General features: G+C 64.5%; 24 protein-coding genes. 19 read left to right on the top strand and 5 right to left on the bottom strand.

Annotated features, from left to right (window positions below):
• Nucleotides 1-171 precede the first annotated feature (171 nt).
• From ACVWY1_RS14220 to ACVWY1_RS14210, 3 genes are all read left to right on the top strand, one after another.
• Nucleotides 172-735 carry a GNAT family N-acetyltransferase gene (locus ACVWY1_RS14220; RefSeq protein ID WP_277502960.1) on the top strand — a complete coding sequence of 188 codons (564 nt, stop codon included), beginning with the start codon at nt 172-174 and terminating at the stop codon, nt 733-735.
• A 50-nt stretch (nt 736-785) separates the two neighbouring features.
• On the top strand, nt 786-1,325 hold the full coding sequence (locus ACVWY1_RS14215) for a hypothetical protein (RefSeq protein WP_457378418.1): 540 nt from the start codon (nt 786-788) through the stop codon (nt 1,323-1,325).
• Between the two features lie 117 nt (nt 1,326-1,442).
• Nucleotides 1,443-1,982, top strand: coding sequence for a hypothetical protein (locus tag ACVWY1_RS14210; protein WP_457378417.1), 540 nt, complete (start codon nt 1,443-1,445; stop codon nt 1,980-1,982).
• Between the two features lie 5 nt (nt 1,983-1,987).
• Here ACVWY1_RS14210 and ACVWY1_RS14205 read toward each other — a convergent pair whose 3' ends face one another.
• Complete coding sequence (locus tag ACVWY1_RS14205) at nt 1,988-2,455, bottom strand: DMT family transporter (RefSeq protein ID WP_038707398.1); 468 nt, start codon at nt 2,453-2,455, stop codon at nt 1,988-1,990.
• A 91-nt stretch (nt 2,456-2,546) separates the two neighbouring features.
• Between ACVWY1_RS14205 and ACVWY1_RS14200 the strand changes: the two genes are divergently transcribed.
• The 4 genes from ACVWY1_RS14200 to ACVWY1_RS14185 all read left to right on the top strand — a co-directional run bounded on the left by ACVWY1_RS14200 (nt 2,547) and on the right by ACVWY1_RS14185 (nt 4,866).
• The gene (locus tag ACVWY1_RS14200) at nt 2,547-3,467 is read left to right on the top strand and encodes a LysR family transcriptional regulator (protein WP_457378416.1); all 921 of its coding nucleotides are present in this window, start codon (nt 2,547-2,549) and stop codon (nt 3,465-3,467) included.
• Nucleotides 3,468-3,501: 34 nt separating this feature from the next.
• A complete protein-coding gene (locus ACVWY1_RS14195) occupies nt 3,502-3,888 on the top strand; it encodes a lysozyme inhibitor LprI family protein (protein ID WP_457378415.1) in 387 nt (128 codons plus the stop codon).
• A gap of 117 nt (nt 3,889-4,005) precedes the next feature.
• Nucleotides 4,006-4,446: a Panacea domain-containing protein gene (locus ACVWY1_RS14190; protein WP_046857043.1), complete on the top strand. Its 441-nt coding sequence runs from the start codon at nt 4,006-4,008 to the stop codon at nt 4,444-4,446.
• Nucleotides 4,447-4,509: 63 nt separating this feature from the next.
• Complete coding sequence (locus ACVWY1_RS14185; RefSeq protein ID WP_457378414.1) at nt 4,510-4,866, top strand: hypothetical protein; 357 nt, start codon at nt 4,510-4,512, stop codon at nt 4,864-4,866.
• Nucleotides 4,867-4,939: 73 nt separating this feature from the next.
• Here ACVWY1_RS14185 and mnmH read toward each other — a convergent pair whose 3' ends face one another.
• Together mnmH and selD are read right to left on the bottom strand one after the other, a co-directional pair.
• Nucleotides 4,940-6,052 carry a tRNA 2-selenouridine(34) synthase MnmH gene (gene mnmH, locus ACVWY1_RS14180; RefSeq protein ID WP_457378413.1) on the bottom strand — a complete coding sequence of 371 codons (1,113 nt, stop codon included), beginning with the start codon at nt 6,050-6,052 and terminating at the stop codon, nt 4,940-4,942.
• Nucleotides 6,052-7,086, bottom strand: coding sequence for a selenide, water dikinase SelD (gene selD / locus ACVWY1_RS14175; protein ID WP_139668746.1), 1,035 nt, complete (start codon nt 7,084-7,086; stop codon nt 6,052-6,054). Before selD ends, mnmH begins: the two co-directional genes overlap by 1 nt.
• Before the next feature lie 120 nt (nt 7,087-7,206).
• Here selD and ACVWY1_RS14170 point away from each other — a divergent pair, with 120 nt between their 5' ends.
• From ACVWY1_RS14170 to moaE, 8 genes are all read left to right on the top strand, one after another.
• On the top strand, nt 7,207-8,061 hold the full coding sequence (locus ACVWY1_RS14170) for a putative selenate ABC transporter substrate-binding protein (protein WP_277502968.1): 855 nt from the start codon (nt 7,207-7,209) through the stop codon (nt 8,059-8,061).
• Nucleotides 8,058-8,852, top strand: a complete 795-nt coding sequence (locus tag ACVWY1_RS14165) for a phosphonate ABC transporter ATP-binding protein (protein ID WP_457378412.1) — start codon at nt 8,058-8,060, stop codon at nt 8,850-8,852. Before ACVWY1_RS14170 ends, ACVWY1_RS14165 begins: the two co-directional genes overlap by 4 nt.
• Nucleotides 8,846-9,673, top strand: a complete 828-nt coding sequence (locus ACVWY1_RS14160; protein WP_277502970.1) for a PhnE/PtxC family ABC transporter permease — start codon at nt 8,846-8,848, stop codon at nt 9,671-9,673. Before ACVWY1_RS14165 ends, ACVWY1_RS14160 begins: the two co-directional genes overlap by 7 nt.
• Nucleotides 9,670-10,437: a phosphonate ABC transporter, permease protein PhnE gene (gene phnE, locus ACVWY1_RS14155; protein ID WP_277502971.1), complete on the top strand. Its 768-nt coding sequence runs from the start codon at nt 9,670-9,672 to the stop codon at nt 10,435-10,437. Before ACVWY1_RS14160 ends, phnE begins: the two co-directional genes overlap by 4 nt.
• 292 nt (nt 10,438-10,729) lie before the next feature.
• A complete protein-coding gene (locus ACVWY1_RS14150; protein WP_102685458.1) occupies nt 10,730-12,124 on the top strand; it encodes a PhoH family protein in 1,395 nt (464 codons plus the stop codon).
• A 123-nt stretch (nt 12,125-12,247) separates the two neighbouring features.
• Entirely contained in the window at nt 12,248-12,718 is a 471-nt protein-coding gene (gene moaC / locus ACVWY1_RS14145) for a cyclic pyranopterin monophosphate synthase MoaC (protein WP_046857035.1), read from the top strand.
• Nucleotides 12,718-12,963, top strand: a complete 246-nt coding sequence (gene moaD, locus ACVWY1_RS14140; RefSeq protein ID WP_023629385.1) for a molybdopterin converting factor subunit 1 — start codon at nt 12,718-12,720, stop codon at nt 12,961-12,963. The genes moaC and moaD overlap by 1 nt, the downstream gene beginning before the upstream one ends.
• Before the next feature lie 2 nt (nt 12,964-12,965).
• The gene (gene moaE / locus ACVWY1_RS14135) at nt 12,966-13,412 is read left to right on the top strand and encodes a molybdopterin synthase catalytic subunit MoaE (RefSeq protein WP_277502972.1); all 447 of its coding nucleotides are present in this window, start codon (nt 12,966-12,968) and stop codon (nt 13,410-13,412) included.
• A gap of 124 nt (nt 13,413-13,536) precedes the next feature.
• Here the strand turns inward: moaE and rhlB are convergent, their stop codons facing one another.
• Nucleotides 13,537-15,003: an ATP-dependent RNA helicase RhlB gene (rhlB, locus tag ACVWY1_RS14130; RefSeq protein ID WP_457378411.1), complete on the bottom strand. Its 1,467-nt coding sequence runs from the start codon at nt 15,001-15,003 to the stop codon at nt 13,537-13,539.
• A gap of 92 nt (nt 15,004-15,095) precedes the next feature.
• On the bottom strand, nt 15,096-15,752 hold the full coding sequence (locus ACVWY1_RS14125; protein ID WP_110700510.1) for an alpha/beta hydrolase: 657 nt from the start codon (nt 15,750-15,752) through the stop codon (nt 15,096-15,098).
• Nucleotides 15,753-16,087: 335 nt separating this feature from the next.
• Between ACVWY1_RS14125 and ACVWY1_RS14120 the strand changes: the two genes are divergently transcribed.
• The 4 genes from ACVWY1_RS14120 (at nt 16,088) to ACVWY1_RS14105 (ending at nt 20,245) form a co-directional block, all read left to right on the top strand.
• Nucleotides 16,088-17,116, top strand: coding sequence for an amino acid ABC transporter substrate-binding protein (locus ACVWY1_RS14120; protein WP_198754366.1), 1,029 nt, complete (start codon nt 16,088-16,090; stop codon nt 17,114-17,116).
• Nucleotides 17,117-17,183: 67 nt separating this feature from the next.
• Nucleotides 17,184-18,362, top strand: coding sequence for an amino acid ABC transporter permease (locus tag ACVWY1_RS14115; protein ID WP_277502974.1), 1,179 nt, complete (start codon nt 17,184-17,186; stop codon nt 18,360-18,362).
• A 10-nt stretch (nt 18,363-18,372) separates the two neighbouring features.
• Entirely contained in the window at nt 18,373-19,470 is a 1,098-nt protein-coding gene (locus ACVWY1_RS14110; protein ID WP_110700506.1) for an amino acid ABC transporter permease, read from the top strand.
• A 10-nt stretch (nt 19,471-19,480) separates the two neighbouring features.
• Complete coding sequence (locus ACVWY1_RS14105) at nt 19,481-20,245, top strand: amino acid ABC transporter ATP-binding protein (RefSeq protein WP_023629378.1); 765 nt, start codon at nt 19,481-19,483, stop codon at nt 20,243-20,245.
• Nucleotides 20,246-20,320 lie beyond the last annotated feature (75 nt).

Raw genomic sequence — 20,320 nt, 5'->3', positions numbered from 1 at the left:
CGATGCCAGGGTCTCAGATATTGGTGGACCCATCGAGGCAGGCGCTATTGGGTGCATGAGTGGATAACTTTCGTTATCCACCAAGCCTTTCGGCCTATCTCGCACGCGTGCGTCCGGGCATCCACAGGCGCTAGACTGTCATCCTCCCCACCACCGGACAGGAGTCCCGGCGTGCCCGACCCCCGCAGTTTCCCCAGCGACCTGTGCCTTGAAAGCCCACGCCTGCAGCTGCGCCCCATGCGCCATGCTGACGCACAGCAGTGGCTGACCATCATGGCCGACCCGGAAGTGATGCGTTATTGGTACCACGCTCCCTGGCAGACCCTGGCCGAAGCCGAAAGCGCCTTGGCCGCCGACCGCGAAGCCTACGCCGCCGGACAGTTGCTCAAGCTGGGCATGTACCGCCGCGACAATGGCGAGCTGATCGGCATGGTCCAGCTGTTCAACCTCGAGGAAGGCTCGCGGCGTGGCGAGATCGGCTACTGCCTGGCCAAGTCCGCCCAGGGCCGGGGCTATATGGACGAGGCGCTGACCTGCTTCATCGACTACCTCGCCCATACCCTGCATCTGCGTCGACTGGAGGCGGAAATCGACCCGCGCAACCAGGGCTCGGCACGTACTCTGGAGCGCCAGGGCTTCGTCCTGGAGGGCACCCTGCGCGCCCGCTGGTGCGTGGCCGGCGAGCTGTCTGACTCGGGGCTTTACGGTCTGTTGCTCGAACCGCCTGTCGCCTGACGCCCGCTTGCGCTATGGTCGCGCCTTTCGCTGCTGGATGGAGCCTGCGCGTGCCTGCTTTTTATGTGATGTTCACCCTCGTGCTGTTCCTTCTTTGCTTGTGTTTCGATGGCCTGATGATGGGCGTCGACGGGCATATGCCGGCGCTGCAGATACTGGTCATGGGCCCATGGGGCATTGCCTTCGGGTTGTACCAGTGGTTTGCCAATCCGTTGCTGGGGCTGGCGATCCTCGTCCGTAGGCGTTTTCGCCGGGTGGCGCTTGGCGCGGGCCTGATCGCCCTGAGCCTCGCGCTCAGTTGCCTGGGCATCGAGCGGCTGCCGGACAACCGCAGCTATGATTTCCTGCCGCTTACCGGTTTCGGCCCCGGCTACTACCTGTGGACACTGGCAATCCTGCTGTTCTGCCTGGGGCAGGGGTGGTGGTGCCGCAAGGTGCAGACGGCGCAGGATATGCCGCGCTGGCGCTGGTTCGATGTGCTGCTGATCGCGGTGCTGACGAGCACGATCTACGTGGCGACCAAGATGCCCAGCCTGGGCGTGCAAATTCGCAGTTCCGACGAGCCAATGGAGCAGGTGCAGGCAGGCTGAACTCTCCAGATTGGCTGCGCGGCCTTTTTGTCGGAGGGCGAGACGCGCCTTGGGTTTGGAAAGACGGCAGGGGCTGGGTTAAGGTCGCAGCTCGTCCGCTTTCACCAGGTGCCTGACTTGCCCGCTTTCTACCTGACCACAAGCCTCGCCCTGTACCTGCTGAGCCTGGCCTTCGATGGTGCCCTGACAGGCGCAGGGCGACATGTACCGGCATTGCAGATGCTGCTCTACGGGCCGTGGGGTATTGCCTTTGGCCTGTACCAGTGGTTCGCCAACCCACTGCTGGCGTTGGCGATCCTCGTCCACCGACGGTTCCGCCGCCTGGCACTGGGGTGCGGCCTACTGGCGCTGTATCTGGCGGCCAGCAGCTTTGCGATCACCCGCTTGCCGGACAACCAGAGTTACGCCTTCCAGGACGTGACCGGCTTTGGCGCGGGCTTCTACCTGTGGTTGATGGCGATCCTGGTGTTTTGCATGGGGCAGCTCTGGTGGTGCTGGAAGGCGCGTTCAGCAGCGGATGTCCCGGGCTGGGGCTGGCTCGATGTGGCGCTGATCGCGGCCCTCAGCGTGGCGCTGTATGCCGGTACGCAGATGCCGTCGCTGCGTTTCGAGCCGCACAAGGTGATCGTGCCGCCGGAGCAGCCGCGCACCTTGTGATGGCCTTAACGCGCCGTGCCCCACTGCACCGCGATCATCCCAAGCACGATCATTCCCACTCCCGCCAGCCGCAGCAGGTTCACCGGTCGCTCCGGCAGGCCCATGAGGCCGAACTGGTCGATCAGCAGCGACGACAGCACCTGCCCGGCCACCACGCAGACGATGAACCCCGCCGCGCCTAGCCGTGGCGTCAGCACCAGCGCGGCGGTGATGTAGAGCACTCCGGCAACCCCGCCGAACCAGGCCCACCAGGGCGCATGGGCCAGTTGCTGCACCTGTGGCAGCGGCGCGCGCATCAGTAGCAGGGCCGGCACCAGCATCAGCAGGCTGACCAGCAACGACACCCCGGCCGCCCACAGCGGATGACCGAGCAGGCGCCCGAGCGCGGCGTTGCTGCCCGCCTGAAACGGCACGGCAGCCCCGGCGAGCAGGGCGATGAGCAAGGGGAGGGCGGCGAAGAGGCTGGCGGGCATGGTGTCTACTCCTGATCAAAACACTGGCCTCAGTCTTCGCTATGCACTTCAATGATGGAAATTCGAACTTCGCACAGGCTGTATTCGTGGCATGGATGATTTGCGCCGTATCGACCTCAATCTATTGCTGACCCTGCACGCCCTGCTCAGCGAGCAGCATGTCTCGCGTGCGGCATTGCGCCTGCACCGCAGCCAGCCGGCGGTCAGCCATGCGTTGGCGCAGTTGCGCGAGATCTTCGCCGATCCGCTGCTGGTGCGACGCGGTGGTCGCCTGCAGCTGACGGCCCGCGCCGAAGCTCTGCACGCGCCGTTGCATGAGGCTTTGCAGCAACTCGACGGATTGCTCGGCACGCCGGGCTTCGAGCCGGCGCGGGCCCGGCGTACCTTTCGCCTGGCCATGTCCGACTATGGCGCCCGTGTGGTGTTGCCAGCGTTGATGCGCCTGCTGCGACGCGAAGCGCCGGGCATCGACCTGGTGGTGTCCCAGGGCAGCCGCGAGGCGATGCTCGGCCAGTTGATCGACGGCGAGGCGGACCTGGCGCTGGGTGTGTTTCCGGAGTTGCCGACAGAAATGACCCAGCAGGTGCTGTTCGAGGAGTCCTTCGTCTGTCTGGCCGACCGCGCCAGCCTGCCGCCCCGCGGCGGCCTGGCGCTGGACCCGTGGCTGGCGCGCCCCCATGTGCTGGTGGCGGTGCGCCCCGGCATCGACAACGAAATCGACCAGGCCCTGGCCATCTTGGGCGCACGTCGGCGCATCGCCTTGACCCTGCCGCATTGGGGCGTGGCTCAACGTGTCATTGCCGGGACCGACCTGGTGCTCACCGTGGCGCGGCGCAGTCTCGCCGGTGCTCGCCTGGACCCCGCCTTGCGCCAGTTCGCGCCGCCCCTGGCGATCTCGCCGTTCGCCTTCGCCCAGGCCTGGCACTCGCGGCGCGACGGCGATGCCGGGCACCGCTGGCTGCGGGCGCAAATCCAGGCGCTGTGCGTGAACGAAGGCGGAGCAGAATGCTAGGCTGTGCCGCATTCATTTGCGAAAAGGGAAGCCCATGTTCAAGCATTGCCTGGTCGGCGCCGCCGCCCTGCTGATCGTTGCCGGCGCCCAGGCCGAGGACTATTCGCCTACTTACACCCGGTGCATGGACAAAGCCTCCAGCACGCTGGCAATGGGCGCCTGCATCCAGGCCGAAACCCGGTTGCAGGATGACCGGCTGAACCGGGTCTACAAGCAGCTCATGGCCAAGCTCGACAGCCAGCAGCAGAAGGACCTGCGCGAAGTCCAGCGCACCTGGATGAAGTACCGCGACGGCAACTGCGCATTCCACGGCAAGTTGAGCACCGGAAGCATCTACCGCATCGAAGGCGCGATGTGCGAAATGGACATGAGCAAGGACCGGGCGGCGGAGCTGGAACGGGTGCTCAGCCCGGGGCAGTAGCGCAGCATCAGCTTACAGATTGGCGGGTGAACTGGTCGGCTGAAGGGTATCGCCGCGACGCTGATGGCTGTATTTTTGTACAGCTCATGGACAGCACGTTCACCAAGGGAGGAGCACATGCCTGAAAGCATCGATGTCGCCAATTACTTCCTCACCCTGGAAGGCGAGACGGGTGAGATCTCGAACCTGAAGCTGCAGAAGCTCGTCTACTACGCGCAGGGCTTCAGCCTGGCCTTGCTGGGCGCCCCGTTGTTCGAAGAACGTATCGAGGCCTGGATGCATGGCCCGGTCGTGGCCGACCTCTACCGTCGGTTCAGCCAGCATGGCTCGAACCCGATCCCGATGCCTGCAGTGTTCGAGCCGACCTGCTTTTCCAGGGATCAGACCCGCCTGATCAAGGAGGTCTTCGAGGTCTATGGGCAGTATTCGGCGTGGAAGCTCCGTCAACTGACCCATGAAGAAGACCCCTGGCGGGATAACTATCAGGAGGGCGCTTTCAGCCGGGAGATTCCCCGGGACGAAATGCAACGGTATTTCAGGAATCACCTGGTGAACTGAGCGATGGTACGTAAGCGGCTCAAGGAGCGAGATGCCCAGGGAAATCAGGTAAGAGCACGCCACATGGCTGGCGAGTCTGACGAGTCGGACCTGCGCCCCCCGGTGTTCTCACTGGAGTATCTGCAATCAGGTTGGTGCATTCAGGACTGCCAGCATGCAGAGCGCGCCAGGATGCTCGAGCGCTTGCGTCAGATCAGTCAGCGCACGTGGCGAGAGATCCGCCAGCTCGATCGCCATGGCTATGGTACGGAGACGATTTCGCGCGGCAGTATGAGGGCTGTATTGCCTTCATTCCTCACTGAAGATGTTCGGCTGCTGGCGTTCAGGGCTTTCGACCTGGTGGCGATGGTGGGGTACCGCAGTGGGCGGATTTTTCATGTGATCTGGATAGATCGTGAGTTCAAGTTGTACAAGCATTGACGCGGAGTACAGTGACCCCTTTGGTTGGGCGGGCAAGCCCGCTCCAACAAGGGAGTAGGAGCGGGCTTGCGATTCAGGCGCCGCGTTGCTCACGCAGTGCCCGGGCCTTCAGGTACTCACGCACTTCCACCCCGTCTCCGGCGAACTCGATCCGCTGTGCCTTGGCCGCCCGCTGGTAGGCGTACATCGGATCGTAGTATTCCTTGAGCAGCCCTTCGATCCACCCTCGGTGCAGGCTCACGTCACCACTGCGCAACTGCTCCTCCAGCGCCTGGTCGAGCAACGCCGACAGCCGCTGGAAGCGCTCGCCGCCCAGGCGCTTGTAGATGTTGGCCATGCTCTGGCGCATGCGTTCGGCGAACAGCGGGCCGCCGGCCTCTTCACCGTGCACGGCGATGAACTCGGCGCACAGGTTGATCACGTAATCGCGCAGGATGCGTTCCACGCGATGCGCGAAGCTGTCTTCGAGCCACACCAGCGGATAGCGTTGCATGCCCTGGTAAAGCTCCAGCGGCACCGCGCAGCTGCCGACCACGCGGCCTTCGTCCTCGAGCACGAACTGGTCGATGCCACGCTTGCGCTTCTTCAGGATGTCGATGGCCAGCGTATTCTCGAAGTCGATCTGCGCCGGCTGCGCGGTGGCGCGCTTGCCGAAGCTGGAGCCGCGGTGGTTGGCGTGGCCTTCCAGGTCCAGCACGTTGTCCAGCTGGAGCAGCACGTCGGTCTTGCCGGTGCCGGTCAGGCCGCCCAGCAGCACGAAGTCGCAGTACTGCACCGCTTGCTGGGTCGTTTCCAGCAGCAAGGTGCGCATGGCCTTGTAGCCGCCCACCACCTTCGGATACTGGATGCCGGCTTCCTTGAGCCAGCCCTGGACGATCTGTGAGCGCAACCCGCCACGGAAGCAGTAGAGGTAGCCGTCGGGGTGAGCCTGGGTGAATGCCGCCCAGGCCTCCAGGCGCTGCTCTTTGAGCACGCCGTTGACCAACTGGTGGCCCAAGGCAATGGCGGCGGCCTGACCCTGCTGCTTGTAGCAGGTACCGACTTTCTGCCGCTCCTGGTCGTTCATCAGCGGCAGGTTGACGGCGCCGGGGAAAGCGCCCTTGGTGAATTCGATCGGCGCGCGCATGTCCATCATCGGCACGTCGTCGAGGAACAGCTGTTTCAGCTCGGTGCAGTCGGGGCGCATCAGATCACCTCGACTGCGTGGCTCTGTCGCTCGACCAGCTCGCCGATCGGCGCCAATTCGAGCCCGAGCTCCCGTGCCACGGCGAGGAATTCGGCCTCGCCCTGCGGGCTGACTGCCACCAGCAGGCCACCGCTGGTCTGCGGGTCGCACAGCAGGTGCTTCTGCTCGTCGCTCAGCGCGCCGATCTTGTGGCCGTAGCTGTCGAAGTTACGCAAGGTGCCGCCTGGGATGCAGCCCTCGGCCAGGTAATGTTCGACGCTGGGCAGGCGCGGCACCGCAGCGAATTGCAGGCGCGCGGTGAGGCCGCTGCCTTCGGCGACTTCGACCAGGTGGCCGAGCAGGCCGAAGCCGGTGACGTCGGTCATCGCCTGCACGCCGTCGAGCTTGCCGAAGCGGCTTCCCGGTGTGTTGAGGGTGCACATCCAGTCGCGGGCCAGGCCCTGGTCCTGTTCGCGCAGCTTGGCTTTCTTCTCGGCGGTGGTGAGGATGCCGATGCCCAGCGGCTTGGTCAGGTACAGGCGGCAGCCGACGCTGGCGGTGTCGTTGCGCTTGAGGTGGCGCTTGCTCACCACGCCGGTCACGGCCAGGCCGAAGATCGGTTCCGGGGCGTCGATGGAGTGGCCACCGGCCAGGGGGATGCCTGCCTCTGCGCAGACCGCTCGACCACCGCGGATCACTTCGCGGGCGACCTCCGGCGGCAATAGGTTGATCGGCCAGCCGAGGATGGCGATGGCCATCAGCGGGTCGCCGCCCATGGCGTAGATGTCGCTGATGGCGTTGGTGGCGGCGATGCGACCGAAGTCGTACGGGTCGTCGACGATGGGCATGAAGAAGTCGGTGGTCGAGACCACGCCGCGCTCGTCATCCAGGGCGTAGACGGCAGCGTCGTCGCGCGAGGCGTTGCCGACCCAGAGGTTCGGGTCGAGGGCCTGCGTACCGCTCTCGGCGAGGATCACATCCAGGACCTTGGGAGAAATCTTGCAGCCGCAACCAGCGCCGTGGCTGTACTGTGTCAGACGAATCGGCTCGCTCATGTGCACCTCGACTTTTCGTGATGCGCGATTGTAGCAAAGCTGGCCTTTGTGCCTGCGACTCTTATACTTCCCGCGATGCGACACTGACCCAAGCCCCGCTATTGAACCGGAGAACCCCCCATGCTCAAACGCCCCCTGGCACTGTTTGCCGGTCTCGCGTTGTCCTGCTGCGCCGTAGTCGCCCAGGCCGCCGACGTCCTGCGCGTCAGCGCCATCCCCGATGAAGCACCGACCGAACTGCTGCGCAAGTTCAAGCCGCTGGGTGAATACCTCGAGCAGCAGTTGGGCATGAAGGTGCAGTTCGTGCCGGTCGCCGACTACCCCGCGGTGGTCGAGTCGCTGGCCAGCGATCGCCTGGACCTGGCCTGGCTGGGGGGCTTCACCTTCGTTCAGGTGCACCTGAAGGACCCGACCGCCACGCCATTGGTGCAGCGGGAGCAGGATGCCCAGTTCACCTCCAAGTTCATCACCGCCAACCCTGACGTGAAGAGCCTGGCCGACCTGAAGGGCAAGACTTTCGCCTTCGGCTCGATTTCGTCCACCTCCGGCAGCCTGATGCCGCGCTACTTCATGCTCAAGGAAGACAACATCAAGCCTGAGAGCTACTTCAGCCGCGTCGCCTATTCCGGTGCCCACGACGCCACCGTGGCCTGGGTGGCGGCGGGTAAGGTCGATGCAGGCGTACTCAACGCCAGCGTATGGCAGAAACTGGTCGATGCCGGCAAGGTCGATACCGACAAGGTCAAGGTATTCGCCACCACACCGACGTATTACGACTACAACTGGACCGCGCGCGGCAAAATGGACCCGGCGCTGAAAGAGAAGATCAAGCAGGCCTTCCTCGCCCTGGATCCGGCCAAGCCTGCGGACAAGGTGATCCTCGACCTGCAGGCCGCCAGCCGCTTCATCGAAACCAAGCCTGAGAACTACCAGGGTACCGAGCAGGCCGCACGCGAGGCCGGCCTGCTGAAGTGAGCATTCGTCTGCACGAGGCCAGCCTGCGCCACGGCAAGGTACAGGCCCTGAATGCCGTCGACCTGTGTATCGACAAGGGGGAGCGGGTTGCGATCATCGGGCCCTCCGGGGCCGGCAAGTCCAGCCTGCTGCACCTGATGGCCACGGCCACCCGGCCCAGCGCCGGGCTGCTCGATGTGCTCGACGCGCAGCCGTGGGCGTTGTCGGCGCACGCGCGCCAGCGCCTGCGCGCGCGCATCGGCCTGGTGCACCAGGCGCCGCCGTTGCCGCCGCGCCAGCGAGTGGTGACGGCAGTGCTGGCCGGTCGGCTGGGGCAGTGGAGCACCTTGCGTGGACTGCTCAACCTGGTGCATCCGGGCGATGTGCCGGGGGCCCGTCAGGTTCTGGCTGACCTGGGGCTGGCGGACAAGCTGTTCGTCCAGTGCGGGCAGTTGTCCGGGGGGCAGCTGCAGCGGGTCGGCATCGCCCGAGTGCTCTACCAGCGCCCGGAGGTGCTGTTGGCCGATGAGCCCGTTTCGGCTATGGACCCGGTCCTGGCCGATCACAGCCTGGTGCTGCTCAATCGGCATGCCCAGGCGCATGGCGTGACCCTGGTCGCCAGCCTGCATGCGGTGGAGCTGGCGCTGGCGCATTTCCCGCGGGTCATTGGTATCCGCGAAGGGCAGGTGGCCTTCGACTGCCCGGCTGAGGCGGTGAGCGAAAGCCTGCTTGAGGCGCTCTACGCCAATGAACAGCTGGCCTCGCCGGTCAGCGTGGGAGCGACCCTGACCGTGCAGATTCCGCGATGTTGAACGTCGACGCCCGCGACCCCGCAGCGCTGCCCCGTTTGTTGCTGACGCTGTTGTGCCTGGCGCTGCTGTGGCCGGGGCTTTACGTGAGCGAGCTGAACCCCGGCGTGCTGCTGCAGGCGGAGAACCGTCAGCAGATGGCCAGTTTCGTCGGTGCTTTCTGGCCGCCGGCCCACGATGCGGCGTTTCTCGGCCTGCTTTGGGCTGCTACCTTGCAGACCTTGGCCGTGGCGACCGTCGGCATGGCCCTGGCCCTGATGCTGGCGGTGCCGGCCAGCCTGCTGGCCAGCCGCGCCCTGTCGCTGCGTGCGGCATCCCAAGGCGGTCGCCCAGGCTCCTGGTCACGGGGTGTGCGCCTGCCGGTGCGTGGCCTGCTGGTGTTCCTGCGCAGCGTGCCGGAGATCGTCTGGGCGCTGCTGTTCGTCCGCGCCGTGGGCCTGGGGCCGACCGCCGGGGTGCTGGCCATCGCCATCACCTACAGCGGCATGCTCGGCAAGGTCTACGCGGAAATCTTCGAGTCGGTGGACCAGCGCCCGGCGCATGCCTTGCTGCAGGCCGGCAGCGGTCGTCTGTCCGCTTTCTGCTACGGCATCCTGCCCAACGCGGCGGCGGAAGTCGTGTCGTATACCGTTTACCGTTGGGAGTGCGCGGTACGCGCTTCGGTGGTGATGGGTTTCGTCGGGGCCGGAGGGCTGGGGCAGCAGATCGACCTGTCGATGCGCATGTTTGCCGGTGACCAGGTGGCGAGCATGTTGCTGGCGTTCCTGGCGCTGGTGATGTTGGCCGACCTGCTCAGCCGCTTGCTGCGCGGGAGGCTTGCATGAGCCGGGCGATCAACCTGCTGGTGCTGCTGGGTATCGTGGTAGCGGTGTTGGCTTCATTCGCCTACCTGGAGCTGGACCTGCATGCCGTGATCGGCGATGGAGGGCTCGGGCAGATGGCCGAGTACGCTGGGCGCTTCCTGCAACCGGACCTGTCGTTCGAGCATCTGCGCGCCGTGGGTCATGGCGCGCTGGAAACCCTGGCGATGTCCGGGTTGGGTACCCTGCTGGCAATGCTGTTGGGCATGGTGCTGGCGTTGCCGGCCGCCGGGCGTTTTGGCTGGCCGTTGCAGGGCGCGTCGCGCCTGCTGCTTAACGCGCTGCGGGCGATTCCGGAGCTGGTCTGGGCCGCGCTGACCGTGCTGGCCGCAGGCCTGGGGCCGAATGCCGGTACGCTGGCGCTGGCCCTGCACACTGCCGGGGTGCTGGGGCGGCTGTTCGCCGAGGCGCTGGAAAATGCACCGCCAGAGCCTGCGGCGGCGATCCGCTTGCAAGGTGGCAACCAAGTGGTGGCGTTCTGTTTCGGCACGTTGCCCAATCTGTGGCCGCAACTGCTGGCGTACAGCCTCTATCGCTGGGAGAACAACATCCGCATGGCCAGCGTGCTGGGCTTCGTGGGGGCGGGCGGGCTGGGGCAGATGCTCTACGCGACCCTGAGCCTGTTCCAGGAGGCCCAGGCCAGCACGGTGATCATCGCCATGCTGGTGCTGGTGTTGCTGGTGGACGCCCTGAGCGATGTCTTGCGCCAACGTTTCGTGCGCGCCTGAGTGTAATTCGCGGCACCTGATCCCTGACTGTAGTCCTGCTCCGGGCCCACGCCAAGCCCTGTTCGTCAATCCGAAAAATAAACTTCACCTGAGCGTAAAAAGACTTTTTCCGGTCATGGTTTTTGCGGTATCAAGGAACCAGACAGCCGAACCCTGCAGCACAGGTGGCGTCATCCACGCCTTCCTTGCCAGGTGAGCTTCCCGCCCGTAACGACGCGGATACGGGGAGAACGGCAGTCACTCTGCGGCGCAGCCGTTCGCGCCGTGTGGCTTTCACATAAGGTGAACGAGTATGGATGACCAAGGACGCACCCCTTCCTCCAACCAGCCAATCCTGTATGTGCTCGATACCAACGTCCTGATTCACGACCCCAACGCCCTGCTCAACTTCGAGGAGCACCACGTCGCCATACCGATGACGGTGCTGGAGGAACTCGACAAGCTCAAGACCGGTAAACAGACCATCGCCGCCGAATGTCGCCAGGCCATCCGCCTGATCGACCAGACCCTCGGCGACGCCTCGCCCAGCGATGTCGAGCAGGGCGTGCCGATCCAGCGCGGCAAGAGCGGGCCCAAGGGCTTCCTGTCCATCCTTATGAGCACGCGCAACGAGCCCAACCGCCTGCTCCCCGAGAACCTCGCCGACAACATCATCATCAACCAGCTGCTGGACCTGCGCGCCAAGCGCAAGGACCTCGACGTGGTGCTGGTGACCAAGGACATCAACATGCGCCTGAAGGCGCGTGCCTGCGGGATCGCCGCCGAGGACTACAGCACCGACCAGTTGGTCGACGATGTGTCCTTGCTGTCTAAGGGCTACCACTCGGTCACAGGGTCGTTCTGGGACCGCGTGAGCAAGGTCGACACGCGCCAGGAGCGTGGCCGTACCTGGCATCGGGTGCAGTTGACGGACAACTTGCCCGCCGTGCACGTCAACGAGTTCATCATCGACGAGCAGGGCTTCGTCGGCTGGATCAAGGGCATCCGCAACGACGAACTGCTGCTGCTCGACCTGCACCAGGAACCGCTGCTGCACCAGGAGGCCTGGGGGCTCAAACCACGGGATATCCACCAGAGCCTGGCGCTGTTCGCCTTGCTCGACCCGGATATCCACCTGGTCAACCTGACCGGCGCGGCGGGCTCGGGCAAGACCATCCTGGCGCTGGCCGCAGCCATCGAGCAGACGATGGTCAGCAAGCGCTACCGGCGTATCATCGCCACCCGCAGCGTGCAGGGGCTGGACCAGGAGATCGGCTTCCTGCCGGGTACCGAGGCGGAGAAGATGGAGCCTTGGCTGGGCGCGATCACCGACAACCTCGAAGCCTTGCACATGGATGACGAGAGCACCCACGGCAGTGTCGAGTACATCCTCGAGCGGGTGCCGCTGCAGTTCAAGTCGCTGAACTACATCCGTGGGCGCAGCTTCCAGCAGAGCCTGATCCTCATCGATGAGTGCCAGAACCTCACGCCACACCAGATCAAGACCATCATCACCCGTGCCGGGACCGGCTCGAAGGTGGTCTGCCTGGGCAACCTGGCGCAGATCGACACCCCTTACCTGTCGGCCACCAGTTCCGGGCTGACCTACCTCACCGAGCGCTTCAAGGACTTCCCCCACGGCGTTCATATCACCCTGCAGGGTGTGCCACGCTCGGTACTGGCCGAGTACGCCGAGTCGCACCTGTAACCTGTCGCCAGCAAGCCCGTCCCCACTTTTGGGGCGGGCTTGCCCTGCGATGCGCTGTTCTGCCCTCTGCTCAAAGCTGACCGGCGGGTTTACACTCTGTCATCCCTTCCCAGGAGCAGAGCAGTGCTGACTCATCTTGATTCCCAGGGGCGCGCCAACATGGTCGACGTCACTGAAAAGGCCGTGACCGCCCGCGAGGCGATTGCCGAGGCACGGGTGCGCATGTTGCCGGACACCCTGCGCATGATCGTCGATGGCCAACACCCCAAGGGCGACGTGTTCGCCGTGGCGCGCATCGCCGGCATCCAGGCGGCGAAGAAGACCAGCGACCTGATCCCGCTGTGCCATCCGCTGATGCTCACCGGCGTCAAGGTCGAGCTGGCCGCCGAGGGCGAGGACGTGGTGCACATTGTCGCCCGCTGCAAGCTGGCCGGGCAGACCGGCGTCGAAATGGAGGCGCTCACCGCCGCGAGCGTCGCCGCGCTGACGATCTACGACATGTGCAAGGCAGTGGACAAAGGCATGGTCATCGAGCAGGTGCGCCTGCTGGAGAAGACCGGTGGCAAGAGCGGCCACTACAAGGTGGAGGGGTGATGAAGGTCAAGGTCATGTATTTCGCCCGCTACCGTGAGTTGCTGGGCATCGACGCCGAGCGCCTGGAAGGTGACTTCAAGGTGCTGGACGACGTGCGCCAGGCCTTGGCGGGCAAGGGTGGGCACTACGCGGTGCTGGCCGAGCAGAACCTGATGTGTGCCCGCAACGAAGAGCTGTGCCGGCTCGATGAGCCATTGGAAGAGGGTGACGAGATCGCGTTCTTCCCACCTGTGACCGGAGGTTGACCATGGCCGTGCGCGTTCAGGAGGCGGCCTTCGACCCGGGCGCCGAAGTCAACGTCATGCACGCCGCCAATGTCGGCGTGGGCGCGGTGGTCGGGTTTGTCGGCTATGTGCGCGACTTCAACGATGGCCGGGAGGTGGCGGGGATGTTCCTCGAGCACTATCCGGGCATGACCGAGAAGGCCCTGGCCAAGATCGTGGTCGAGGCCGAAGGGCGTTGGCCGCTGCTCAAGGTCGAGGTACTGCACCGAATCGGCGCCCTGGAACCGGGCGAGCCGATTGTCTTTGTCGGCGTGGCCAGCGCGCATCGGCAGGCGGCGTTCGATGCCTGCAACTTCATCATGGACTACCTGAAGACCCGAGCGCCGTTCTGGAAGAAGGAGAATACCCAGGAAGGGCCGCGCTGGGTGGAAGGCAAGCAGAGCGACCAGGATGCGGCGGGGCGCTGGTGATGCTCTATTCGCTGGCCGGGGCTGCGCCCCGGATCGCCGGCAAGCCGGCTCCCACAGGAGCGCGTATCTCTGTGGGAGCCGGCTTGCCGGCGATAGGGCAGCGTAGCGGCCCCGATCCTGCCATTCAGTGATGCTTGCGCGGCACGGGCTTCAACAGCTCGTCCGGCGGCATCTCGCACTTGATCTTGCGCCCCAGCAACTCTTCGATCGCTGGCAACTGGTACGAATCGTCCTCGCCGGCAAAGCTGATCGACACGCCGCTGGTGCCGGCGCGACCGGTGCGGCCGATGCGGTGCACGTAGTCGTCCGGGTCTTCCGGCAGGGTGAAATTGATCACATGGCTGATGCCGTCGATGTGGATGCCTCGGCCGGCCACGTCGGTGGCCACCAGCACGGTGATGCGCCCTTCACGGAAGCTTTCCAGGGTGCGGATACGCTTGTGCTGCGGCACGTCGCCCGAGAGCTGGGCGGCGTTGATGCCGTCGCGCACCAGTTTTTCCTCGATGCGCCGCACCTCGTCCTTGCGGTTGGCGAAAACCATCACCCGTTCCCACTTGTTCTGCGTAACCAGGTTGTACAGCAGCTTGTACTTGTCGCTGCCGGCCACGGCGTAGACGTGCTGTTCGACGGTCTCGCTGGCGACGTTCTCCGGCTCGATCTCGACGATGGCCGGGTTGGTGGTCCACTGCTTGGCCAGGTTCATCACGTCGTCGGTGAAGGTGGCGGAGAACAGCAGGGTCTGGCGCTCGCTCTTGGGCGGGGTCTGGCGGATGATCTGGCGGACCTGGGGGATGAAGCCCATGTCGAGCATGCGGTCGGCCTCGTCCAGCACCATTACCTCGACCATGTCCAGGTGCACCTCGCCGCGCTGGTTGAAGTCCAGCAGGCGACCCGGGGTGGCTACCAGGATGTCGCAATGGCGCGCTTCCAGCGACTTGAGCTGCTTGTCGAAGTCCATGCCGCCGACAAAGCTCATCACGTTCAGGCCGGTGTACTTGGTCAGTGCCTGGGCATCCTTGGCGATCTGCACCACCAGCTCGCGGGTCGGGGCGATGATCAGCGCCCGCGGCTCGCCCATGTAGCGTTCCTTGGGCGGTGGGGTCTGCTGCAGCTGCGAGATGATCGAGATCAGGAACGCGGCGGTCTTGCCGGTGCCGGTCTGGGCCCGGCCGATAGCGTCCTGGCCGCGCAGGGTGTAACCCAGGACCTGGGCCTGGATCGGCGTGCAATAGGGGAAACCGAGGTCGTGGATGGCATGCATCAGCTCATTGGAGAGCTTGAAATCGTGGAAACGCGTCTTGCCTTCCTGCGGCTCGACCACAAAGTCCTCGGGCTTCCACAGGCTGGCCTGGGGTTTGGGCTTGCGTTCGCGACGCGGCTTGTCCTTGGGCGGTTGCTCGGCACGCGGTTGGTCTGCGGACTGCGGCTCGGCAGCGGTCTTTGCGGCGGCCTTGGGCTTGGCGTGCTGGCGTGTCGGGGCCTTGGCGGCAGCCGGTTGCGCGGCTGGCGCGGGCGGGATCGTGGCGACGGGCTCGGCGGCCTGTGGCGCGGTGTCTGCCTTGGCGAATATTTTCTTGAGTGCCTTGAGCACGGTCGTCTCGTCAACTGGTTAAGGAATGTACGCCGGGCAGTGTAAAGCAAGAATCGGGCGCGGCGTAGTGCAATACGGGCTGGGCTACAGAATCACTGCAACTGGCGGCTCAGCCAGTCGTGGATGTCCGTCAGTTCCTCGACCACCACTTCGTGCTCCATCGGGTATTCATGCCACTGGGCGGCCACACCCCAGGTATTGAGGTACTCGAACGCCGTGCGGCCCATCGAGGGGATCACCACCGGGTCGTGCACACCGTGCAGGCACAACGCCGGCGTGCGCTGCTGGCAGGCACTCAGCTGCTGCGCGTCGCTGAAGGTCGGCGCGTAGGTGGAGAGGGCGATGACCCCGCCCAACGCTTCCTGCCACTTTATATAGGCTGTGTGCAGCACCACCGCACCACCCTGGGAAAACCCGGCGAGGAAGATGCGCGACAAGTTGATGCCCTTGGCCTGTTCGGCCTTGATCAGGGCGATCACCTGGTCGGCCGACTCTTCCAGTTGCGCTTCGTCGATGGCTCGCGCTGGGGTCATGGCCTTGATGTCGTACCAGCTGGGCATCTGGTAGCCGCCGTTGATGGTTACCGGGCGCGTCGGCGCCTGGGGCATGATGAAGCGGGTGCTGAGCAGGCGTTCCTGCATGAATTCCGCTACCGGTAGGAAGTCGTAACGGTCGGCTCCCAGGCCGTGCAACCAGATCACACAGGCGTCGGCGGTTTTCTGCGGTTCGAGAATCAGCGGTTGGGTCATGACTGCTCCGAAAGAGTGCTGGCGTACTGATGTAGTGCGTAAAAAGAAGGCATTGGCGGTTAATGCCAAAAAAAGATGTCGCAACTCTACAACTTTTCCTACTTGACTACCGCTTTATCGCTTAAGCCGTGGACTGTGGTACGCCCTTTGCTATGTCCTTGTCATGCGAAGAGGTGGGCCGGTCCCGGTAACACCCCTCGTGTGGATCGAAGGCTGTCATAGAACAGCCCATTGCGCCAATTGACCCAAAAACAAGCCAACAAGGGGTCGGATGCGCCTCATAAGGGTGCGGTGCAATTCCGGCTCATACAACAAGAGCGATTTGGAGGTTGTTGATGAAGATGTTGAAAACCACCCTGGCAGTCCTGACCGCCGCCGCCGCGCTGGGCGCCACCAGCTTCGCCCAGGCCGGCGCCACCCTCGACGCGGTGAAGAAGAAGGGCTTCATCCAGTGTGGCGTGAGCGATGGTCTTCCCGGCTTCTCCGTGCCTGACGCACAGGGCAAGATCGTCGGCATCGACGCCGATGTGTGCCGCGCCGTGGCTGCCGCCGTGTTCGGCGATGCGACCAAGGTCAAGTTCAGCCAGCTCAACGCCAAGGAGCGCTTCACCGCGCTGCAGTCCGGCGAAGTCGACGTGCTGTCGCGCAACACCACCTGGACCAGCTCGCGTGATGCCGGCATGGGCCTGGTGTTCGCCGGCGTCACCTATTATGACGGCGTCGGTTTCCTCGCCAACAAGAAGCTCGGTGTCTCCAGCGCCAAGGAGCTCGACGGCGCCACCATCTGCATCCAGGCCGGCACCACCACTGAACTGAACGTCTCCGACTATTTCCGCGCCAACAACCTCAAGTACACCCCGATCACCTTCGACACCTCCGACGAGAGCGCCAAGTCGCTGGAGTCCGGCCGTTGCGACGTGCTGACCTCGGACAAGTCGCAGCTGTTCGCCCAGCGCTCCAAGCTGGCCGCGCCGACCGAGTACGTGGTGCTGCCGGAAACCATCTCCAAGGAGCCCCTGGGTCCCGTCGTGCGCAAGGGCGACGAGGAATGGTTCAGCATCGTCAAGTGGACCCTGTTCGCCATGCTCAACGCGGAAGAAGCAGGGGTCACTTCGAAGAACGTCGAGGCCGAGGCCAAGTCCACCAAGAACCCTGACGTCGCCCGCCTGCTGGGCGCCGATGGCGAGTACGGCAAGGACCTCAAGCTGCCCAAGGACTGGGTAGTGCAGATCGTCAAGCAAGTCGGCAACTATGGCGAAGTGTTCGAGAAGAACCTGGGCCAGAGCACCGACCTGAAGATCGACCGTGGCATGAATGCCCTGTGGAACAACGGCGGCATCCAGTACGCGCCACCTGTGCGCTGATGGCTGCACCCCGCGGCGGCATCCTGCCGCCGCGGGTCGTTCGAATCCCTTCTTTTCGGGGCACTTCATGCAAAATCAAATCGGCGCACGGAAAGGGTTTTCCCTTAGTGATCCACGTGTGCGCGCGTGGCTGTTCCAGATCCTCACGGTGGTCTTCGTGGTGGGCCTGGGCTGGTACCTGTTCCACAACACCCAGACCAACCTGCAGCACCGGGGCATCACCTCGGGCTTCGACTTCCTCGAGCGCAGTGCCGGCTTCGGCATCGCCCAGCACCTGATCCCCTACGTGGAATCGGACAGCTACGCCCGGGTGTTCGTCATCGGCCTGCTCAACACCCTGCTGGTGACCTTCATCGGCATCATCCTGGCTACCTTGCTGGGCTTCATCATCGGCGTGGCGCGGCTGTCGCCGAACTGGATGATCAGCAAGCTGGCGACGGTGTACGTGGAGACCTTCCGCAACATCCCACCGCTGTTGCAGATCCTGTTCTGGTACTTCGCCGTGTTCCTGACCCTGCCGGGGCCGCGGGGCAGCATCAATATCGACGACACCTTCTTCATCAGCAACCGTGGCCTGAACATGCCTGGCGCCGCCATGGCCGAGGGCTTCTGGCCGTTCATGATCGCGTTGGTGCTGGCGATCGTCGCCATCGTGTTGATGGTGCGCCTGGCCAACAAGCGTTTCGATGAAACCGGCCAGCCGTTCCACAAGTTCTGGGTGGGCCTGCTGCTGCTAATCGGCATCCCCGGTGTGTGCGCGTTGCTGTTCGGCAGCCCGGTGCACTGGGAAGTGCCGCAGCTCAAGGGCTTCAACTTCGTCGGCGGTTGGGTGCTGATCCCCGAGCTGCTGGCGCTGACCCTGGCGCTGACCATCTACACCGCAGCGTTCATCGCCGAGATCGTGCGCTCGGGTATCCGTTCGGTCAGCCACGGCCAGACCGAGGCGGCCCGTTCGCTGGGCCTGCGCGAAGGCCCGACGCTGCGCAAGGTGATCATCCCCCAGGCGTTGCGGGTGATCATCCCGCCGCTGACCAGCCAGTACCTGAACCTGGCGAAGAACTCGTCGCTGGCTGCCGGCATCGGCTACCCGGAGATGGTCTCGCTGTTCGCCGGTACCGTGCTCAACCAGACCGGCCAGGCCATCGAGGTGATCGCCATCACCATGAGCGTCTATCTCGCCATCAGCATCAGCATTTCGCTGTTGATGAACTGGTACAACAAGCGCATTGCGCTGATCGAACGGTGAGGGTCCTTCCGTGACAGCCCATGTTTTCAAACCCGACATGCCGCCACCGGTGAAGACCGTTGGCGTGCTCGCCTGGATGCGGGCCAACCTGTTCTCCAGCTGGCTCAACACTTTGCTGACGCTGTTCGCGCTGTACCTGGTGTGGCTGATCGTGCCGCCGCTGGTGCAGTGGGCGTTCATCGACGCCAACTGGGTTGGCACCACCCGCGCCGACTGCACCAAGGAGGGCGCCTGCTGGGTGTTCATCCAGCAGCGCTTCGGCCAGTTCATGTACGGCTATTACCCGACGGAACTGCGCTGGCGCGTCGACCTGACCGTGTGGCTCGCCGTGCTCGGCGCGGCCCCGTTGTTCATCAAGCGCTTCCCGCGCAAGGCTGTGTATGGCCTGGGCTTCCTGGTGGTGTATCCGATCCTGGCCTACATCCTGCTGCACGGTGGCACGCTAGGACTGGACACCGTGCCCACCAGCCAATGGGGCGGCCTGATGTTGACCCTGGTGATCGCCACGGTCGGCATTGTCGGCGCGTTGCCACTGGGCATCCTGCTGGCCCTGGGGCGGCGCTCTAACATGCCGGCGGTGAAGGTGGTCTGCGTGACCTTCATCGAGTTCTGGCGCGGCGTGCCACTGATCACCGTACTGTTCATGTCCTCGGTGATGTTGCCGCTGTTCCTGCCCGAAGGCATGAGCTTCGACAAGCTGCTGCGGGCGATGATTGGCGTGATCCTGTTCCAGTCGGCGTACATCGCCGAGGTGGTGCGCGGTGGCCTGCAGGCCATCCCCAAGGGCCAGTACGAAGCCGCCGCGGCCATGGGCCTGGGCTACTGGCGGGCGATGGGCCTGGTGATCCTGCCCCAGGCGCTCAAGCTGGTGATCCCTGGCATCGTCAACACCTTCATTGCCCTGTTCAAGGACACCAGCCTGGTGATCATCATCGGCCTGTTCGACCTGCTCAACAGCGTCAAGCAGGCCGCAGCCGACCCGGCCTGGCTGGGCATGGCGACCGAGGGCTATGTGTTCGCCGCCCTGGTGTTCTGGATTTTCTGTTTCGGTATGTCCCGCTACTCCATGCATCTGGAGCGCAAGCTGGACACTGGCCACAAGCGTTAGGAGTTTCGAAATGAGTGAAGCGATCAAGCAGCCTGCCGGCCCCGAAGGCATCATCCAGATGCAGGGCGTGAACAAGTGGTACGGCCAGTTCCATGTGCTCAAGGACATCAACCTGAACGTGCGCCAGGGCGAGCGTATCGTGCTGTGCGGGCCGTCGGGCTCGGGCAAGTCGACCACCATCCGCTGCCTCAACCGGCTGGAAGAGCACCAGCAGGGGCGTATTGTCGTCGACGGCGTCGAGCTGACCAACGACCTCAAGCAGATCGAGGCGATCCGCCGCGAGGTGGGCATGGTGTTCCAGCATTTCAACCTGTTCCCGCACCTGACCATCCTCGAGAACTGCACCCTGGCGCCTATGTGGGTGCGCAAGCTGCCGCGGCGCAAGGCAGAGGAAATCGCCATGCACTTCCTCGAGCGCGTGCGCATTCCGGAGCAGGCGCACAAGTACCCGGGGCAGTTGTCCGGCGGTCAGCAGCAGCGGGTGGCGATTGCCCGGGCGCTGTGCATGAAGCCGAAGATCATGCTGTTCGACGAACCGACTTCGGCGCTGGACCCGGAGATGGTCAAGGAGGTGCTCGACACCATGGTCAGCCTGGCCGAGGATGGCATGACCATGCTCTGCGTGACCCACGAGATGGGCTTTGCCCGCACCGTGGCGAACCGGGTGATCTTCATGGACAAGGGGGAGATCGTCGAGCAGGCGGCGCCGGACGACTTCTTCGACCGGCCGCGCAGTGACCGGACCAGGCTGTTCCTGAGCCAGATCCTGCATTGATGTACCCGGGGCCGCTTCGCGGCCCTTTCGCCGCGGTTCGTCGCCACGACAAGCCGGCTCCCACTCCGACCGCAC

It is taken from the genome of Pseudomonas sp. TE6288 (genome assembly GCF_054062095.1).
The sequence above is the reverse complement of the archived record's forward strand: the minus strand, read 5'-3'. Positions and strand labels throughout refer to the sequence as shown.

Bases quoted from the DNA above. Each gene is read 5' to 3' on its own strand.
- ACVWY1_RS14205 (WP_038707398.1), bottom strand. From the start codon at position 2,455: ATGCCCGCCAGCCTCTTCGCCGCCCTCCCCTTGCTCATCGCCCTGCTC.
- ACVWY1_RS14200 (WP_457378416.1), top strand. From the start codon at position 2,547: ATGGATGATTTGCGCCGTATCGACCTCAATCTATTGCTGACCCTGCAC.
- ACVWY1_RS14195 (WP_457378415.1), top strand. From the start codon at position 3,502: ATGTTCAAGCATTGCCTGGTCGGCGCCGCCGCCCTGCTGATCGTTGCC.
- ACVWY1_RS14190 (WP_046857043.1), top strand. From the start codon at position 4,006: ATGCCTGAAAGCATCGATGTCGCCAATTACTTCCTCACCCTGGAAGGC.
- ACVWY1_RS14185 (WP_457378414.1), top strand. From the start codon at position 4,510: ATGGCTGGCGAGTCTGACGAGTCGGACCTGCGCCCCCCGGTGTTCTCA.
- mnmH (WP_457378413.1), bottom strand. From the start codon at position 6,052: ATGCGCCCCGACTGCACCGAGCTGAAACAGCTGTTCCTCGACGACGTG.
- selD (WP_139668746.1), bottom strand. From the start codon at position 7,086: ATGAGCGAGCCGATTCGTCTGACACAGTACAGCCACGGCGCTGGTTGC.
- ACVWY1_RS14170 (WP_277502968.1), top strand. From the start codon at position 7,207: ATGCTCAAACGCCCCCTGGCACTGTTTGCCGGTCTCGCGTTGTCCTGC.
- ACVWY1_RS14160 (WP_277502970.1), top strand. From the start codon at position 8,846: ATGTTGAACGTCGACGCCCGCGACCCCGCAGCGCTGCCCCGTTTGTTG.
- phnE (WP_277502971.1), top strand. From the start codon at position 9,670: ATGAGCCGGGCGATCAACCTGCTGGTGCTGCTGGGTATCGTGGTAGCG.
- ACVWY1_RS14150 (WP_102685458.1), top strand. From the start codon at position 10,730: ATGGATGACCAAGGACGCACCCCTTCCTCCAACCAGCCAATCCTGTAT.
- moaD (WP_023629385.1), top strand. From the start codon at position 12,718: ATGAAGGTCAAGGTCATGTATTTCGCCCGCTACCGTGAGTTGCTGGGC.
- moaE (WP_277502972.1), top strand. From the start codon at position 12,966: ATGGCCGTGCGCGTTCAGGAGGCGGCCTTCGACCCGGGCGCCGAAGTC.
- ACVWY1_RS14125 (WP_110700510.1), bottom strand. From the start codon at position 15,752: ATGACCCAACCGCTGATTCTCGAACCGCAGAAAACCGCCGACGCCTGT.
- ACVWY1_RS14120 (WP_198754366.1), top strand. From the start codon at position 16,088: ATGAAGATGTTGAAAACCACCCTGGCAGTCCTGACCGCCGCCGCCGCG.
- ACVWY1_RS14115 (WP_277502974.1), top strand. From the start codon at position 17,184: ATGCAAAATCAAATCGGCGCACGGAAAGGGTTTTCCCTTAGTGATCCA.
- ACVWY1_RS14105 (WP_023629378.1), top strand. From the start codon at position 19,481: ATGAGTGAAGCGATCAAGCAGCCTGCCGGCCCCGAAGGCATCATCCAG.